The organism is Desulfobaculum senezii, from assembly GCF_054657395.1.
The window spans coordinates 1,210,709-1,226,971 of the sequence record NZ_BAAHYU010000003.1; the positions used below are offsets into that span (position 1 = coordinate 1,210,709).

At 60.3% G+C, this 16,263-nt stretch carries 15 protein-coding genes and 1 tRNA gene; 13 read left to right on the forward strand and 3 right to left on the reverse strand.

Annotated features, from left to right (window positions below):
• Positions 1 to 18: 18 nt before the first annotated feature.
• From ACYQ2T_RS14445 to ACYQ2T_RS14460, 4 genes are read left to right on the forward strand one after another with little or no spacing between them, the layout of a single operon-like run.
• On the forward strand, positions 19 to 879 hold the full coding sequence (locus ACYQ2T_RS14445; protein WP_459901489.1) for a hypothetical protein: 861 nt from the start codon (positions 19 to 21) through the stop codon (positions 877 to 879).
• Positions 876 to 1,475, forward strand: a complete 600-nt coding sequence (locus tag ACYQ2T_RS14450; RefSeq protein WP_459901490.1) for a baseplate complex protein — start codon at positions 876 to 878, stop codon at positions 1,473 to 1,475. The genes ACYQ2T_RS14445 and ACYQ2T_RS14450 overlap by 4 nt, the downstream gene beginning before the upstream one ends.
• Positions 1,472 to 2,149: a hypothetical protein gene (locus ACYQ2T_RS14455; protein WP_459901491.1), complete on the forward strand. Its 678-nt coding sequence runs from the start codon at positions 1,472 to 1,474 to the stop codon at positions 2,147 to 2,149. Before ACYQ2T_RS14450 ends, ACYQ2T_RS14455 begins: the two co-directional genes overlap by 4 nt.
• Positions 2,143 to 3,246: a bacteriophage T4 gp5 trimerization domain-containing protein gene (locus ACYQ2T_RS14460; protein WP_459901492.1), complete on the forward strand. Its 1,104-nt coding sequence runs from the start codon at positions 2,143 to 2,145 to the stop codon at positions 3,244 to 3,246. Before ACYQ2T_RS14455 ends, ACYQ2T_RS14460 begins: the two co-directional genes overlap by 7 nt.
• A gap of 38 nt (positions 3,247 to 3,284) precedes the next feature.
• Here the strand turns inward: ACYQ2T_RS14460 and ACYQ2T_RS14465 are convergent, their stop codons facing one another.
• Both ACYQ2T_RS14465 and ACYQ2T_RS14470 read right to left on the reverse strand, forming a co-directional pair.
• The gene (locus tag ACYQ2T_RS14465) at positions 3,285 to 4,013 is read right to left on the reverse strand and encodes a hypothetical protein (protein ID WP_459901494.1); all 729 of its coding nucleotides are present in this window, start codon (positions 4,011 to 4,013) and stop codon (positions 3,285 to 3,287) included.
• A 533-nt stretch (positions 4,014 to 4,546) separates the two neighbouring features.
• Positions 4,547 to 4,623: transfer RNA gene (locus ACYQ2T_RS14470), tRNA-Pro, on the reverse strand.
• A gap of 299 nt (positions 4,624 to 4,922) precedes the next feature.
• Between ACYQ2T_RS14470 and ACYQ2T_RS14475 the strand changes: the two genes are divergently transcribed.
• The 8 genes from ACYQ2T_RS14475 (at position 4,923) to ACYQ2T_RS14510 (ending at position 14,195) form a co-directional block, all read left to right on the forward strand.
• Positions 4,923 to 6,002, forward strand: coding sequence for a protein-glutamate methylesterase/protein-glutamine glutaminase (locus tag ACYQ2T_RS14475; RefSeq protein ID WP_459901495.1), 1,080 nt, complete (start codon positions 4,923 to 4,925; stop codon positions 6,000 to 6,002).
• A gap of 52 nt (positions 6,003 to 6,054) precedes the next feature.
• A complete protein-coding gene (locus tag ACYQ2T_RS14480; protein ID WP_459901496.1) occupies positions 6,055 to 7,986 on the forward strand; it encodes a HEAT repeat domain-containing protein in 1,932 nt (643 codons plus the stop codon).
• Between the two features lies 1 nt (position 7,987).
• Entirely contained in the window at positions 7,988 to 8,863 is an 876-nt protein-coding gene (locus ACYQ2T_RS14485) for a CheR family methyltransferase (protein ID WP_404843117.1), read from the forward strand.
• Between the two features lie 41 nt (positions 8,864 to 8,904).
• On the forward strand, positions 8,905 to 9,297 hold the full coding sequence (locus tag ACYQ2T_RS14490) for a PilZ domain-containing protein (RefSeq protein ID WP_404843116.1): 393 nt from the start codon (positions 8,905 to 8,907) through the stop codon (positions 9,295 to 9,297).
• 87 nt (positions 9,298 to 9,384) lie between these two features.
• Positions 9,385 to 10,167, forward strand: a complete 783-nt coding sequence (locus tag ACYQ2T_RS14495; protein WP_459901498.1) for a ParA family protein — start codon at positions 9,385 to 9,387, stop codon at positions 10,165 to 10,167.
• Positions 10,154 to 10,837 carry a chemotaxis protein CheW gene (locus tag ACYQ2T_RS14500; protein WP_459901500.1) on the forward strand — a complete coding sequence of 228 codons (684 nt, stop codon included), beginning with the start codon at positions 10,154 to 10,156 and terminating at the stop codon, positions 10,835 to 10,837. The genes ACYQ2T_RS14495 and ACYQ2T_RS14500 overlap by 14 nt, the downstream gene beginning before the upstream one ends.
• Before the next feature lie 9 nt (positions 10,838 to 10,846).
• Positions 10,847 to 11,218, forward strand: a complete 372-nt coding sequence (locus ACYQ2T_RS14505; protein WP_404843113.1) for a response regulator — start codon at positions 10,847 to 10,849, stop codon at positions 11,216 to 11,218.
• A gap of 85 nt (positions 11,219 to 11,303) precedes the next feature.
• Entirely contained in the window at positions 11,304 to 14,195 is a 2,892-nt protein-coding gene (locus tag ACYQ2T_RS14510; RefSeq protein WP_459901502.1) for a chemotaxis protein CheA, read from the forward strand.
• Between the two features lie 89 nt (positions 14,196 to 14,284).
• On the opposite strand, the gene ACYQ2T_RS14515 is transcribed toward ACYQ2T_RS14510, so the two are convergent.
• A complete protein-coding gene (locus ACYQ2T_RS14515) occupies positions 14,285 to 15,244 on the reverse strand; it encodes a hypothetical protein (protein WP_459901504.1) in 960 nt (319 codons plus the stop codon).
• Between the two features lie 202 nt (positions 15,245 to 15,446).
• On the opposite strand from ACYQ2T_RS14515, the gene ybgF reads away from it, so the two are divergent.
• Positions 15,447 to 16,253: a tol-pal system protein YbgF gene (ybgF, locus tag ACYQ2T_RS14520; RefSeq protein WP_459901506.1), complete on the forward strand. Its 807-nt coding sequence runs from the start codon at positions 15,447 to 15,449 to the stop codon at positions 16,251 to 16,253.
• The last annotated feature ends 10 nt before the right edge of the window (positions 16,254 to 16,263 follow it).

Here is a 16,263-nt window from a genome sequence, read left to right on the forward strand (position 1 = left end):
GCTTTGCCGCAGGAGGCGGTGGCGATACATGATGCAGCGGGCGCCGCGCTGGCCGGGGCTGGTGAGGCCAGCGCGGCCAGCGCGGGGCGTCTGGGCGTTGTGCGTGGTCGGCTCCCCCTTACACCGTCGCCCGTGGCCGGACAGGCTGCGGGCGCTTTGGCGCTCCGGGCGCGGTTGGCGGAGTTGGTGTCCGTGGGCGGCGTGTGTCTGGCCATACACCCCTACGTGCATACAGTGGGCGACCGCCGCGGCGTCCCCGCGTATCTGACGCCGGAGGCCGCGGTGGAGTGCTTGGCCACCAAGCTGGCCGACGCCGAGAACTCGCCGCCGGGCGGCGCGCTGGAGGCCGTGGGCCTTATGGTCTGCGGCACCTCGCACGCGGGTTTCCGCGACGCCCTGCACACTGTGAATGCGGTTTTTCCGGTGACGGCCATGCAGATGGCGGAGCGCCGCGCGGGGTGGTTGGTCACGCTGGAGCGGGACAAGTTTGTGCGTCCGGTGGCCCCGGCGCAGCCGGAGTGGGGTGAACAGGATCCGTGCCGGCACACGTCGGTGGACCAGTGCGCCCGGACCCTTGGCGCGCGCCTTGCGCAGGTGGACGGCTTCGACGCCGAGAACACGCGTCCGGAGGATGAATTGACCGCCGTCATGGAGCGCTGCAGCGCGCGGCTGGCCGGGCAGGACGGCGCATGGCAGCGTCTGCTGAAGCTGATGCAGGGGGACGCCGGGCATGTGCTCCACGCTCAAGGGAGTGCGGCGCAGATTCGGCGCGACGTGCTGGCCGCCCCGGTCCCGGCGCGAGGGTACAAGTTGACCGCGCTGCTCTGCTGGCTTGCTCCGCCGGAACATATGCGATTTTTTCGGGAGATGCTGACGTGAATACGTTGTTGCGGCTGGATGATTTCACCGTGCCGGGCTACGGCCTGCGCGTTTCCGGTGATCTGGAGATCAAGACGGCGGACCTTTCGGGCGAGACGAGCGGCACGGCCACGGCGGAAAAGGGCGTGAAGCCCAAGAAGCTGCGTGTGTCGTGCACGGTGCCCTTTGCCGAGTCCCACGCCTTGCGGGGGCTTATCCGCATTGCCGAGGCCAAGGACGAGGACGGTACGCTGCACATCTACACCGTTGCCAACCTGACGGCCAATGCGGCGGGCGTGCGGCAGGCGCAATTCTGCGACCACGTGCAGTGGCAGGAGGTGGACGGCCTTGCCGCGTGGTCCGTGTCGTTCACTCTGCGCGAGCACATGAGCGTGCCCGAGCGCGTGGAAACACGCCAGAAACCAAAGCAGAAGACCGTGGAGCAGCAGAGCGAAGGAAAAGCCGTCACGCCGGAGGGCGAGGGCGTCCCCGCGCCTGCGCCGGATACGGAACAATCCCCCGCCACTGGCGACATCCTTGGCGCGGCAGAGCGCGCCGCGCAGACTGCGCTACGTTTTGACGGAGTTGTGCAGTCCTTTGGGAGGGCGCTGCGGTGAAGCTCGCCAAGTCGCTGGCCGTGGGCGGAAAGGTGGTTCCGCTGGTGTCGGAGGATATCCGGTTGCAGCTCCACCAGCCGGGGCGGGCGGTGTTTCAGGTGCAAGCTGCTGCGCCGCTGTCCGGGCTAGTGCGTTTTGAGATGGGATACACCAGTGACGAGGCCGTGGCGTTTTTCATGGGCGTGGTGGAGGCCTCGCACACCGTGGACGACACACAACAGCGCATCATGTGCCGTGAGCTGGCCGCCGTGCTGGCCGCGCCCCTGCCCGTCAGCCTGCGTCACCCGGACCTGCATGACGTGTTGGCCGCGTATACGGGGCTGACCGGGCTGGAATTCGTGCTGCCGGATGCCCCATACACCCGCCGCCGCGTGCCGTACTTCCAGACCTTGGGCCGCGGGTACCACGGCATGGACCAGATCGGCGCGGTGTTCGGCATCAAGGACGCCATGTGGCAGCAGCAAGGAGACGGCGCGGTCTACGTGGGCGCGTGGCAGGACTCCCGCTGGGCGTCGCGCCCGGTGGAGCTGGCGGAAAAGTGGTTCAGCCGCGTCAGCGCCGACGGCGGCAAAAAGCTCCCCGCAATCCCACACCTTCGCCCCGGCGTGCAGCTCAACGGCCGCCGCGTGGCGAGTGTGCAATTTTCTGGGCATGAAATGGTGGTGCAATGCTGAAGACAATCAAGCGGGCCGTGCTGGCCCTGTTCCCGGAACTCTCGGCGGGACTGCATCTTGACCGCTATGCGCGCGTGCTGGCCGTAGCGGATCCGCCGGGGGGCGGCGCAGCGTGTGACCGCTTCCGGCCGCGCTACGCCGTGGATATTGAGATCCTGACGCCGGAAGGCGAGCGGGACGCGGCTTTTCCGGTCTATGAAGCCGTTCCGCTGCCCGTTGCCGTGGGGGCGGGCATGGAAGCGGGCCTGTACGGCGCTCCGGAGCCGGGGGCGTTGCTGGTTGTGGGGTTCGCCTACGGGCGGCCTGATTGCCCGCTTGTGCGTCAAATTTATCCGCAGGGGCTATCTTTGCCCGACTTGCGCCGAGGCCAGCAGAGATGGCAGCAGAACGCGGCGGTGTTTCAGGAAGTCGATCCCGGCGGCAACTGGAGGCGCGTCACGGACCGGGGCATCACGGACGAAAGCCTGCGCCGCACCGTCCGGACCGGGGAGGCGGTGGCCGATCTCGGCCGCGAAACCCGGCGCATCGAGGAGGAGAGTTCGGAAGTGGTCGGCGGCGTGAAGCACATAGAGGCCCACGGCGCGCTAAAACTCCTGTCTGGCGGCTGCGCGAATCTCTCCAGCGCGGATAACCTGAATCTGACCACGGCAAGCGACCAGCGCGAGACAGTAGCGCGCGACGCCCTCAAAGTGGTGGGCAAGGACGAAAATACGACAATCAAGCGCAACCGCGCGGAGATGGTGGAAGGCGACGAGCAGAAGACCATAGGCGGCGAGAGTACGGTCACGGTAGGCGGAGGGCGGAGCGTGACCGTGGGGGCGGATTCAAGCGAGGCCGTGAGCGGCGACAAGAGCCTACAAGCCGCCCACATCGCCATGACGGCGGAGACCTTCGCCATAGTCAGCACGGACGGCACAGTCAGCTTCCTGCCGACGGTTTTGGGGTTTATGGAAGAGACACGCGAGGCACTGAACAAACTGGCCACCCACACCCACCCCGCAGGCATAACTACCCCGCCAGACGTGCAAAGCGGGGTGGCTGGTCATGCCGGGAATGTCGGTGATCTGCGGGGGGATTTGGAGAGTATTTCGGGATAGGGGAAAGGCGGACCGAGAGGCCCGCCTTTTTTTTGTGGCTATGCTGCCGGTGTGGCGATGATATCAAGCACTTCATTTGCCGTGTAGGTCACGACGAGGTCCACTCCCGCGACGGTGGCCTTCTGTGCCTCTCCTGCTGTAGCTTTTGCCTGTTTCAGGAGAGAACCGAACGCCTTAGACGCTGCCGACTTGTCGGAGAACGGGGCCGTCTGAACAAGGGCAATTACAGCTGTGGCGTAATCGTCCGCCGTATCCTTCCTAAAATAGCCATTCAGGTTGATCTGCGTCACCTGCCCGCCTTGCTCCTCAATGTTGAGCAAACCAAAGTCGCCGAGTTTGTAGCTGCGGTAGATATCCTTCTTGAAGGGTACAGGAGCCACGGCGCCACCGAAGTCTTGCAGGAATTTTTGATAGGGCAGTGCAAAGGCCGCTGCGGTTTCAATGGCTTCACCGTCAATGGCCCTCGTGATGGTTGAGGCAGAGATGGACGGTGGCGTGTCGGGCAGGTTGGGGGCCAGCATTGCTGCGTAGCCGTCGGCCGCCATCACTTTGCCGTCCGGAGCAAGCCAAAAATGCGCGTCATCGGCAAGAACCGCAGTCCCGCCGAACAAGGGCGCGGTTTTCCATTGCTCGACATTCTCGGGCTGGTTCATCATCTTTGCCACGGCCTGCACAGCCGGATCCTCTGGCAAACCACCACCGCACGCGGTCAACATTACTGCGGTCAGCGCCGCAAACATTCCCAAGACAAACATTCTGCGTAACATAAGTTCCTCCTGTAGTTGGGTTTCGATCTTGCCTATCAGCTTCACGAACTCACAGGAAGTCCTAACGCTTGGCGCGTTAAAAGTTGCGTACGCACCGACCCCGCCGAAAAAACGAACTGCCCTGACCCCCGCCTGCGGTGTTTTTCGTCGTTTTTTGGCAAGTTCGGTGTGTGGTGCAATGGGGTGCGGAGGCAGCCGTGGTCAGTGCTTCCGGAGAGAAGGGCCGCTTGCACGGTGTGCAAGGTTTGGCAGGTTTGTGCAAAGCTGAACGGTATCGAAGATGTCAGTGACACGGCCGGGGAGGCCTATGGAATAAAGGGGAAGATGTCGTTTTTTTGAAAATTCGAAGTGGCGTGGAGTCGGCTTGTATCCCAACGGGATACAAAAATGGCGCGGGCGAATACTAGGCGTTCCGGGAGGATAAGGGGATTTCGTCAGGGGGATGGCGTTGCACAAGGCTGCATTTGTATCCCACGGCTGTATCCCACGAAAAAAGGGTTTAGAGGAAAAAGCCTCTAAACCCTTGTAATCCTTGGTCGGGATGGCGCGATTTGAACGCGCGGTCTCTGCGTCCCGAACGCAGCGCTCTACCAAACTGAGCCACATCCCGTCGACGGAGAGAGTGATTAGGTGTTTTATCCCTGTTTGGCAAGTACTTTTTACGATTATTTTGAAAATTTCGTCGAGACTTTTTGCCCCGCCAAGGGGGAAGGGGGCAGAAAGTGAGTTGTGTGGCACCTCTGTGGCGGAAATTGGAGTTGTCTCCACCTCGTATTTCTTTTACACCCTTGTCTTAAACCATTTTTGCTGTGATTGATGTCCTAATCATGGTACGATTCGCCTTGGTATCCGCTCGTTCTGTGCCAGAGGCGTCGTGTCATAGCCTGCTGTTGAAAAGGAGTTCCCGACGTGGTGACGGTCGTAGTGGTGGATGATTCCGCCTTCATGCGCAAAGCAATCCAGACCATGCTCGAAAAGGACCCCAGTATTCGTGTTGTGGCGACTGCCCGCAATGGCGAAGAGGGGCTTGAGATGGTGCGCAAGCATCAGCCAGACGTGGTAACCCTCGATATCGAGATGCCCCGTATGGACGGATTGACTGCTTTGCGGCATATTATGATGGAGATGCCCAGACCTGTGCTTATGGTCAGTTCTCTGACAACCGAAGGAGCCGAGTCCACCCTGAAAGCCATGGAGCTTGGGGCTGTTGACTTTATTCCCAAGCAGCTCTCCAAGGTTTCCTTGGATATCATCAAAATCGAGGAAGACCTGCGGAAAAAGGTGCTTACCGTTGGCCGCCGCAAATTCCGCGCGCCAAAGGCCCCCGTCCGGGCCAAGGCCGCACCGGCGGCGACCCCCGCGGCAACTCCTGCCGCTCCCGCAGCCCCCAGAAAGCCCAGAATTGGTGGTAGCCTAAAGCGTGACGTGGTCGCCATTGGCGTATCCACCGGTGGCCCGCCTGCGGTGCAAAAAGTGCTGTCGCAGCTGCCTGCGGACTTCCCCGCTGGCATACTGATTGCTCAGCATATGCCTGCCGCGTTTACCGGGCCCTTTGCCAAGCGGCTGGACAGTGTCTGCCCGCTGCGTGTGAAGGAGGCCGAAAACGGCGAGCGTTTCGCCCCGCGTACGGTGTACGTCGCCCCCGGCGGCAAGCATCTGCGCATTGAACAGAAGGTGAGCCGCATTGATGTGGTCGTGTCCGAAAGGCCGGCCGAGGCGCTGTATAAACCGTCGGCGAATGAACTGCTCGCGTCGGTTGCCGGAGGGGTAGGACGGCGTGCTCTCGGTGTCATTTTGACCGGTATGGGCAATGATGGCATGGAAGGTATGAAGGTCCTAAAACAGCGCGGCGGACGGGCCTTGGCCCAGAGTGACGCAACCTGCGTTGTGTATGGAATGCCCAAGGCGATAGTCGACGCGGGCCTGGCAGATGAGATTGTGGACATCGACGACATGGCCAGTGCCATAATCGACAATCTTTACAAGTGACCCATATGCCGCCCCGGGCGTCAACCCGGGAGAATGATGCAAGGATGGGAGAATGATGGAGAACTGCAAGGAGATAGCCAAAGTCCTGCAAACCGGCGAGGTGGAGGACAAGCGCGAAGCCGCTTTCCTCGCGGGAGACAAGGAATGCCGCGAGGCCATTCCAGACCTTGCCCAGCTTTTGCTGTCGGACAACTTGGGGTTGCAGGAAGCCGCGGACATGGCGCTGCGTAAGCTGGGGGGCGTAGAGACGGCAGAGGCCGTCATTCCTCTCTTGCGTTCCGATGATGCTCCCGTGCGAAACCTGTCCATGGACATCCTCCGCGAGATAGCGGGGGAGGCCATGTCGTCGTTGACCAAACTGGTGCACGACGAAGACCCGGATATTCGGATATTTGTGTCCGACATTCTCGGCTCCAGCGGCAGTTCCCAGGCGGTGTCGCCGCTTGGCGACATGTTGCTGAAGGACCCCGAGGTGAACGTGCGGTATCAGGCCGCGGTCAGCCTTGGCGAATTGCAGCTGAAGCATGGTGCCAAATATTTGAACCAAGCCCTCAAGGATGAGGAATGGATTCAGTTCGCCGTCATTGAGGCACTGGCCAAGGTGCGCGACGACAGTTCCATTGGCGCACTGGCCAAGGCTATGGGCCGCAGTTCCGACCTCGTGGCGTCCATGATTGTCGAGGCCCTCGGCGAGATGGCCAACGTCAAGGCCGTGCCGATGCTGCTGTCGCAGATGGATTCCTCTCCCACCGCTCTGCGCAATAAAATTGTGAAAGCCATCGTCAACATCCTTGGCGGCAAGTCGCTTAAGCTGCTGTCGCAGAAGGAACGAGAAAAATTCCGGCAGTACCTGCTCATCGCCATCCATGATGAGGAAGAGGACATTCAGGACGCCGCCATCCTTGGCCTCGGCTTTGTGGGCGGCGAAAAGGCCTCGGCAGAGGTTCTGGAACTCGCCTCGCACATGGACCCCGAGCGCGTGCCGGAGCGCCTTGGCATTGCCGTGGACGCCCTTGCCAACATTGGCCTGACGGAGGCCCTCAAGGACGGCCTGCACGGCAAGGACACCCACAGGGCGCTGGTGGCTGTTGAGGCGCTGGGCCGGACCGATGATGAAGCGGTCTGCTCGCTGATGACCGACGTCTTCTGGGACTGCGAACGCGACGTGCAGCGCGCCCTGATTACTTCCCTGACCAATTGCGGCGCGGTGGTGAAGGACTTCTTCCTTGATGTGCTCCAAAAGCACAACGACGGCACCGTGCTCAAAGGGGCGCTGGCCTACTTCGGCACCGTGCTCAAGGACGAAGACACCGGCGAGGTGCTCTTCGGCTTCCTCGAACATCCCTACGACGACGTGAAGGAAGCCGCGCTGGAAGCCTGCGTGAACGTGGGCGGCGAGGCGATGAACGAGCGCTTCCACACGCTGTTCCGCAGTCCGGAACCCATCCACCGGCTTATGGCCGTCTACGCCATGGGCAAGCTGGATATTGCCTCCAATATCGAGGACATCAAGCTCGCCCTTGAGGACGAAATTCCCGACATCCGCAAGGTGGCCCTTGAGGCCTTCTCCCACATGTGTGCAGACCTGCAAACGTGGCTCCCGGTTATCGAAAACCGCCTGAGCGACGAAAACCGCGAAGTGCGGCTGGCTGTTGTGGACCTTATGGGCGGCTGTGACGATGACGCCGTGGTGCCCATGCTTCTCGTTGCGCTGGATGACGCCGACGACTGGGTCCGTGTGCGCGCTGTGGAGGCGCTGGGACAAAAGGCCGCCAAGAAGGCCATCCCCCGCCTGATGGACCTCGCGGAGGATGAGTCCCCGCTGGTGCAGATTAAGGTCGTGGAGACGCTAGGCTCCATTGGCGGCGAAAACGCGTTCCGCGCGCTTTTGGAAATCGTCAATTCCGAGAACCCCGAACTTTCCGCGGCAGCCGAGGACGCGCTCGCTCGAATTCAGGATGAACAAGGCGGGGAGGGTAGCTAACATGTCTTCTCTCTTCTCCAAGACCATCTCCCTGAAGAAGGAGTTCACGATTTCTCCGGAGGAGTTCAAACAGCTCCGGGATTTCATCTACGATAAGTGCGGCATCTATATTGCAGATAACCGCAAGTATCTGTTGGAAAACCGACTCCGGAACCGGTTGAAGCACCTGAACCTCAAGTCCTTTGGCGAGTACTATTACTACTTGCAGTACGACGCGCAAAAACGGCAGGAGCTGAGCAAACTCTTTGAGGTGGTTACCACCAACGAGACGAGCTTTTTCCGCAACCCGCCGCAGCTTAAGGTCTTTCAGGAAAATGTCCTGAAGGAAATCCTTGATGAGCAGCGCAAGAAGGGCACCAAGAAGCTGCGTATTTGGTCGGCAGGATGTTCCACGGGCGAAGAGCCCTACACCATGGCCATCCAGCTGCATGAAACCTTGCGCAGTGAAATAAGTTCTTGGGATATTCGCATCACCGCCAACGACCTTTCGGACGCGGTGCTGGCGTCGGCGCGCCGGGGCGTGTATACGGAGTATGCGCTTCGCACGACACCGAAGGAAATTATTCCCAAGTACTTCGATGAGGAAGACGGCAAATTCAAGGTGAAGCCAGAGCTGAAAAAGCTCATCACCTTTGGGCAAATCAACCTCAGCGATCGTATGCAGCTTAAGCGTGTGGAACGCTCTCACATCGTCTTCTGCCGCAACGTCATCATCTACTTTGATGATGCCATGAAGAAGAATGTCATCAGTTCATTCTACGACAATCTTCTGCCCGGAGGGTTCCTGCTGATTGGACACTCCGAGTCGCTGCATAACATCACCCGTGCATTCAAGCCGATGCACTACACCGGAGCCATTGTCTACAAGAAGGGTTAACGTGCCTCGTGGTACTTGCATGCAGGAGGAAATCCGTCGCGATGAATGCAACCGAGAGACGCAGGGAAGTCCGACTCCCCAAGAATTTTCGTGTGGAGCTGCGAGAGTTTCGCTTTCCTTTGGCACGGCAGAAGAAACATGAAGTCAGCTGCGCGGACATCAGCGCAAGTGGAATGAGCGTCGTCTGCGGGCAGAAGTTCAAGGACGGGGACAAGTTGCAGGTGAAGATTTTTATCCCAAGCCTCAACAAGTTCCACTCCGGCTACTTCAAGGTCTTTGAAAGTGACGCAGGCCAGTACCTGCAGGCCATTGCCGAGGTTGTCCGCATTGAGGAAATTATGCCTCTGACGCGCTACAAGCATGGCATTCGCTTTTTGGATGTGGACTTTGACGACCTGCAGGCACTGAGGAGATTTATCTCAAGAGCAGTGTAAGAGGGGACAGGCCCGGAAGAAAAGTCCCGCGCTGACGCCACAATGCGCCCCATGCGGGACGGGCGCGTACACGACGAGGGAAAAACGTTGGGTATTAAGGTGCTCGCCGTCGCCAACCAAAAGGGTGGCGTAGGGAAGACGACAACAGCGCTGAGCCTCGGGGCCGCGCTGCACAGGCTGGGGAAGAAGACCGTGGTCATGGACCTGGACCCCCATGCCTGCGCCTCCATCCATCTGGCGCACTACCCGGAGGACCTGACCCACACTGTTCTCGACATCTTTTATGCCGAGAAGGACGACGTCCCCGAGCTGTGGAAAAAGATCATCCACCAGGAGCAAAAACCGGGGTTTGATTTTGCCGCGGCAAGCATCCGCCTCTCCGAATTGGAGATGGACCTGAAGTCCCGCCCCGGGCGCGGGGCAATATTCAAGGATGCGTTGGAGCCGCTGCGGGATGAGTACGACTACATCGTTTTGGACTGTCCACCGCATGTCGGTGTGCTTCTGGTCAACGCCTTGGTGGCATCGGATCTGGTGATTATCCCCATCCAGACCGACTTTCTGGCCCTGCATGGACTGCGGCTGCTCTTTGACACAATACGCACGCTGAACCGGGTGCTGGCCCGCCCCATCCGGTTTCGGGCCCTGCCGACAATGTTCGACCGCAGGGCTGGCGCGTGCAGACGGGTGCTGAATCTGCTGAGAAAGAAACTCGGCGACAAGATGTTTGAAACGGTCATCAATCTGGACACCAACTTTCGCGAGGCGAGCGCCAAGGGCAAGGTTATCTACGAGATAGATGAAAACTCCCGCGGCGCCATCGAATACTCCCTGTTAGCAAAAGAGATCGTAGCGAATGAAGACGCCTGAGGAATACTTTCTGGAACGCAATTTTCTCCCGGAGTCCGATGAGAATCTGACGGAGGCCGAACAGGCCTTTCTGAAGAAATACATGGGGCACGGGGAAAACGCGGACGCCGCAGGACAGAGCCTGCCGGACCCTGCACAGGTGCAGGCGGCCCCGGGCTTTGCACGGCGTTCTGATGACGGGCAGACGGCGCAGGACTCCGTAGACGAACCAGACCTGATGGAAAGCCTCAAGAACGAGCCTTCCCTCCAGCTGGTTGCCTTCTCGCTAGGCGGGCAGGAGTTTACGGTTCCCATCGACACCGTGCAGGAGGTCATCAAATATGTCGCTCCGACCAAGCTTCCGGCGGCCCCGGGATTTATCTCGGGCATCGTGAATCTGCGAGGCCGCGTCACGCCACTGGTCATGACCGGCATGCTGATGGGCATCCCCGTGGCGAAAGAAGACTGCCGTTTCATTGTCGTCTGTAAACGCAAGGGGTTGCAGGTGGGCCTTCTGATTGAATCGGTGAAGACGATGTATAGGGTTGAGCAGGACAGCATCGACTGGGGAGTGGAAACCCACCTCGGCGGCAACGTCGAATACGTGGCAGGGCTCCTCAAGGCTGAGGACGCGAGGCTGGTAGGCATCCTTTCGGTTGACCGCATCGTGGACAAGGTTCTCAAGGGATAGGGAGAGAAAATGTCTAAACATATTCTTATTGTGGACGATTCTAAGACTGTGCGGAATCTGGTTGCCTTCATCATGAAGAAGGAAGGCTTCAAGGTGACGACCGCCGAAGACGGGCTGGATGGTCTTGAGAAGCTGTACTCCGCAGAGCATGTGGACCTCATCATCTCCGATGTGAACATGCCACGCATGGACGGCTTCACCTTTATCAAGACGGTCCGCGAGCAAGATACCTACAGGGACGTGCCCATCGTCGTGCTTTCCACGGAAGGTCAGGACAAGGACATCCAAACCGGCCTGAACCTTGGTGCCAACCTGTACATGGTCAAGCCCGCTCAGCCCGATACCATGGTGAAGAACGTCAAAATGCTCCTTGGCGCGTAATCGGCCGATTTGCGCCTGGACTGTTTCCAACGGGTGTCCGGTTGGTCTTTCTCACTCCGGAACGCCGAACTTTTGAGGTAGGGCAATGAGTCAGGAGTTCATGGATCCTGAAATATTTGCAGATTTCATCATAGAGGCCAAAGAGCATCTAGAGACGATTGAGCCAAATCTGCTTGAGCTTGAGAACAACCCCGAGAATCTGGACCTCCTGAACGAAATCTTCAGGCCCATGCATTCCCTCAAGGGGGCATCGGGTTTTCTTGGGCTGAACACCATCAATATGCTCGCCCACCGCGCAGAAAACGTCATGGACGAACTGCGCAAGGGCAAGATGGTGGTCACGTCTGAGATTATGGACGTTATCCTGAGCTCCACGGACCTCTTACGGACCATGATTGATAATCTGGAGACGGAGGGCGGTGAAGGCGATGTGGATATCACCAACACGGTGAACACGCTGGACGCCCTGCTTGCGGGTGGTGAAGCTCCGGCCGCCCCCGCTGCGCCCGAGGTCGATGAGACCCCGGCGGTCGCCGAGCCGGGCACCCCCGCGCCGCCAGCCGCCGAGCCGGAGGAGGAGCTGGAACCCTTCGTGGTAGAAAGGTACACCCTCACCGTGGCGGCCAAGGAACACCTTGAGGACTTCCTCGAAGAAGCCCGAGAGATCGTCCAAAATCTCAACGAAGCCTTGCTCGGTTTGGAAAAGGATGAAACGCCCGACGAGACCGTCAACGACATCTTTCGGTACTACCACAACCTGAAGGGCAACAGCGGCATTGTTGGCTTCAAGGACCTCAATTCCCTGACGCACGAGGCCGAGACGCTCCTCAACATTGTGCGCCGCGGCGAGATGAAGGTCTCGCAGCCGCTGGTTGATCTGTTGCTCATGGTGGCCGACGCCATTGAAACCCTCATCGGCAACGTGGACTCCGAGAGTGCCGAGGCGGAATCCTTGGACACGCGTAAGCTGGTGCACGCCCTGCAGCACGCCGAGAAGACCGGCGAAATCCTTTTGCCCCAGACAGAAGGCGACGAGGAATCCAAAGCGCAGGACGCCCCCGCGGAGGTGCCCGCCCCCGCGCAGGAGGAAAAGCCCGCGCCGGCCGCCAAGCCCGCCGCCGAGCCTCAGCCCAAGCTGGAGGTGGACGAAGAGGACGCAGGTATCTTCATCGCCACGGTGGACCAGCAGATTGCCGCCATCAACCTCTCCCTTGAGGAACTGGGCAAGGACCCCTCGCAGTCCAGCTTTGTGGATGCGTTGTACCGCTCGCTCATCACCGTGCAGAATTCCGCCGGATACATGGGCTTTGAAGACATCAAGCTCAATGCAGGCCGCACCGCAGGACTGGTGGATCAGGCCCGTACGGCGGATATGGATTTTTCCCTGATGCTGGACATCCTGCGTCAGGAATGTGGCATCCTGAGCGACCAGATTCAGGGTATCGTGACTCGCCTGAAGGGCGGTGGCGAAGAGGAACTGGCCGCCGCTGCCGAAGAGGAGCTGGAGCATGCTCCCGCGGCTGAGCCGCAGCCTGAACCGGAGGCCCCCAAAGAGGAGCCTAAGGAAGAGCCTAAACCTGAGCCTAAGCCTGAGCCCAAACCGGAGCCGAAAGCCGAGGCAAAGCCGGAACCCAAGCCCGAGCCAAAGGCTGCTGCCAAGCCCGCGCCCGCCCCGGAGCCCAAGAAGGCCCCCGCCGCCAAGCCCGCGGCCAAAGCTGCCGCCAAGGACGCGCACAAGCCCAAGGTCTCCTCCACCATCCGCGTGGACCACGAGAAGCTGGACCACCTGATGAACCTCATTGGCGAGTTGATCATCAACCGCAACCGGTTCACCATGCTGGCCCGGCACTTGGAAGAGGGCGGCGAAAGCGGCGAAGGCGTGGACCTGCAGGACGTGGCATCGAATCTGACGGAAACCACTTACGCAATGGCCCGCATTTCTGATGACCTGCAGGACACCATTATGAAAGTGCGCATGGTGCCCGTGAAGACCGTGTTCACCCGCTTCCCCCGCCTTGTCCGCGACTTGTCGCGCAAGAGCGGCAAGAACGTGGAACTCATCATGGAAGGCGAAGAGACGGAACTGGACAAGAGCGTCATCGAGGAAATCGGCGATCCGCTTGTCCACCTTATCCGAAACTCCGTGGACCACGGCCTTGAGTCCCCGGCGGAACGCAAGGAGACCTCCAAGCCCGAAACCGGCAAGGTCTACCTGCGCGCCTACCACGCGGGCAACTCCGTGAATATTGAGGTCGAGGACGACGGCAAGGGCATTGACCCCCAGCGCATGCGCGAAGTCGGCGTCAAGAAGGGCGTTATCTCGCCCGAAGAGGCCAAGGCGCTGGACGACCAGCAGGCCATTGAGCTGATTTTCGCTCCGGGCTTCTCCGGCGCAGAGAAGATTACGGACATCTCGGGCCGAGGTGTCGGCATGGACGTCGTAAAGACGAACATCAAAAACCTCAAAGGCTCCATCAACGTGCAGACCGACGTCGGCAAGGGCACGCGCTTTACCCTGTCCCTGCCGCTGACGCTCGCCATCATCGACGCACTGATGATTACCGTGGGCGGTCAGGTCTACGCCATTCCCCTTGAAGCCGTGTCCGAGACCACCAAGTTGGATGCCGACCTCCTCACCGAGGTCAACAACCGCAAGGCCGTCACCATGCGCGGCGAGGTCCTCGGCATTCTGGAACTCTCCGAGATTCTGGAAATCGACTCCGACTCAGGAGGCGAAGAGGATACGCGCAAGCAGTTGCCCATCGTGGTGATTCAGGACGGCAACCGCCGCCTTGGCATCATTGTGGACAGCCTGCTGGAGCGGCAGGAAATCGTCATCAAGCCCCTTGGCGACTACCTTGGGGAGAAGGAAGGCATCTCCGGTGCCACCATCATGGGCGACGGCTCCGTGGTGCTTATCCTCGACCCGCATGAAATCTACCGCATGTCCACGAGGGCGACGGCGGCTGTTCCCTAACCCGTAGGTCACATCGCAATACAAAAACGCCGGAGTGCAGTGCACTCCGGCGTTTTTCTTGTGGCGTACGAATGGTCCGTGCTGGCGTATTACGGCGTGGCGGCCAGCAGGGTCATGGCCCATGTTTCAAACATGCCCATGGCGGCAACAAGCAGGCACAGGGCGGCGATAACCATGGTCGGCTTATGGCGCATGGGGGTTGCGGCCTTGAGGACCACAGCCCACAGCAGGCTGGCCAAGACGGCAAGGCCCGCGCCGCCCATGGTGAAATAGCGCGTCATTTCGCCGAGGGATGCGGCGGCGACGGTGGGCTGGATGGTATAGAACAGCCACCCGGTGCAGGCGGCAGCGGCAACGCTGGCCGCAGCGGCCCAGCCCGCACAGTAGCGGCTGGCGTAGCTGTAGTAGTCGCGGCCCCAGTCATCGCGGCCACGGCGCAGAATCATCCACACAAGGCCGAAGGCGGCGGCAAAGGCCACGGCAAGGGTCAGCGTCAGCAGAAAGAGCGGCGCAAAGAACAAGCTGCCCATGCCGGAAAGCAGAAAGGTGCTCAGCTCCTGTGCGGTGCCCGGCAGGGGGCGGTTGGCCATGGACATCAGCTGGGTGCTCAGGGGACAGGCCAGTGTGGCCAGCGCGCCAAGGCTGGCCAGCACGCCCCACAGCTTGTGCAGGCCCGGCACCTTGCGGGAGCCTTTCCACGTAAAGGCGTAAATGGTGGCGAAGAGAGCCATGACGCCAAGGGAGCCAAAGTTGGCAGAGGTGATGGGGCGCAGCGTGGTCAGCCATGGCCGGATGTCCTGCGCACCAGTGTAGTGCAGGTAGGCTATGGAGCCGAACACGGACAGCAGCGCGGCGAAAACAAACAGCACGCCCATCAGGCTGACCTGCTGGGCAAACTTTTTCAGAAATACTTTCTTTTTGGCGCCAGCGATGTATTCACTGACAACGGCAAGGGGAAATGCGCCGAGACCGGTCAGTACCACTGCAAAATGGATGGCCAGCAGTGCATGCCCCCCCAGCAGCCGGGGATTGAAATCCGCAAACGTCATTGCAAGAGGCTCCTTCGATAGGGATACGGACGATTCATATTGTGTACAGGCGGGTTTTACTTGCCCTAAAAACCGCCTCAGGGCAAGGTTGCCGAAGTTCTGCGGGCATTTCTTTTCCGCCGGGACACCTTGAGTTTTCCTTCGTTGTCGCCTATTTAATATGCGCAACCAATGCGGAGAACCACATCAACAGGAGGCGGAAATGGCCCTCAGCGTTCGGGCAACACTTCTTACCGCGGCGCTCGTTGTTCTGCTTGGCGGTTGTCAGACCGGCAAGCAATGGAGCAAGAGCGAGGAATGGCGGCTTCAAAACCTTGAGGAAAAAGCCCTCGGGTTCAAAAACACCCAGCTGAGCCACGCGGAGCGGCTGGACATCGTTGAAAAGCGTTTAAACCAGCTGGAAAGCCAGCCCGGTGACGACGCGCCTGCCGAGCAGAAGGACCAGCCCCTGCTGAGCTCTCAGGACCTGCCGGAACCCGGCCCGGTCACCACGAATGCCGCCGAAACGCCGCAGAGCGATAAGAAGTGGGACGCCTATCCGGAAGTGAAGGGTAAGAAGCGAGCGCGTACGGTCAAGGTGGAAGCACCGAAAAAGGTTGCCAAAGCCGCACCCGCCAAAGCGTCTGCCTCCGCCATGAGCGCCAAGGCGCTGTACGATGCGGGCCTGAAGCACGTTCTGGCAGGCAAGACCAAGGAAGGCCGCGCCGAACTCCAGCGCTTTATCGCCACCTACCCCAAAAGTGCGCTCCAGCCCAATGCCCGCTATTGGCTGGGGGAAAGCTATTATCACGAAAAGCGCTACCCCGAGTCCGTCGTGGCCTTTAAGGACGTGCACCGTCTGTACCCCAAGCACGAAAAGGCCGCCGCAGCGCTCCTGAAGCTGGGCTATGCCTACGCCGCCCTTGGCGACAAGGGCAACGCCCGTTTTTACCTGAACGTGCTGCTTGACGATTACGGCTCCACGGACCCCGCCGCCCTTGGCCGCAAGAAGCTCCGGGCCTTGCGCTAGCCGGAGCCGT

Bases quoted from the DNA above. Each gene is read 5' to 3' on its own strand.
- ACYQ2T_RS14460 (WP_459901492.1), top strand. From the start codon at position 2,143: ATGCTGAAGACAATCAAGCGGGCCGTGCTGGCCCTGTTCCCGGAACTC.
- ACYQ2T_RS14485 (WP_404843117.1), top strand. From the start codon at position 7,988: ATGTCTTCTCTCTTCTCCAAGACCATCTCCCTGAAGAAGGAGTTCACG.
- ACYQ2T_RS14505 (WP_404843113.1), top strand. From the start codon at position 10,847: ATGTCTAAACATATTCTTATTGTGGACGATTCTAAGACTGTGCGGAAT.
- ybgF (WP_459901506.1), top strand. From the start codon at position 15,447: ATGGCCCTCAGCGTTCGGGCAACACTTCTTACCGCGGCGCTCGTTGTT.
- ACYQ2T_RS14500 (WP_459901500.1), top strand. From the start codon at position 10,154: ATGAAGACGCCTGAGGAATACTTTCTGGAACGCAATTTTCTCCCGGAG.
- ACYQ2T_RS14480 (WP_459901496.1), top strand. From the start codon at position 6,055: ATGATGGAGAACTGCAAGGAGATAGCCAAAGTCCTGCAAACCGGCGAG.
- ACYQ2T_RS14490 (WP_404843116.1), top strand. From the start codon at position 8,905: ATGAATGCAACCGAGAGACGCAGGGAAGTCCGACTCCCCAAGAATTTT.
- ACYQ2T_RS14510 (WP_459901502.1), top strand. From the start codon at position 11,304: ATGAGTCAGGAGTTCATGGATCCTGAAATATTTGCAGATTTCATCATA.
- ACYQ2T_RS14515 (WP_459901504.1), bottom strand. From the start codon at position 15,244: ATGACGTTTGCGGATTTCAATCCCCGGCTGCTGGGGGGGCATGCACTG.
- ACYQ2T_RS14465 (WP_459901494.1), bottom strand. From the start codon at position 4,013: ATGTTACGCAGAATGTTTGTCTTGGGAATGTTTGCGGCGCTGACCGCA.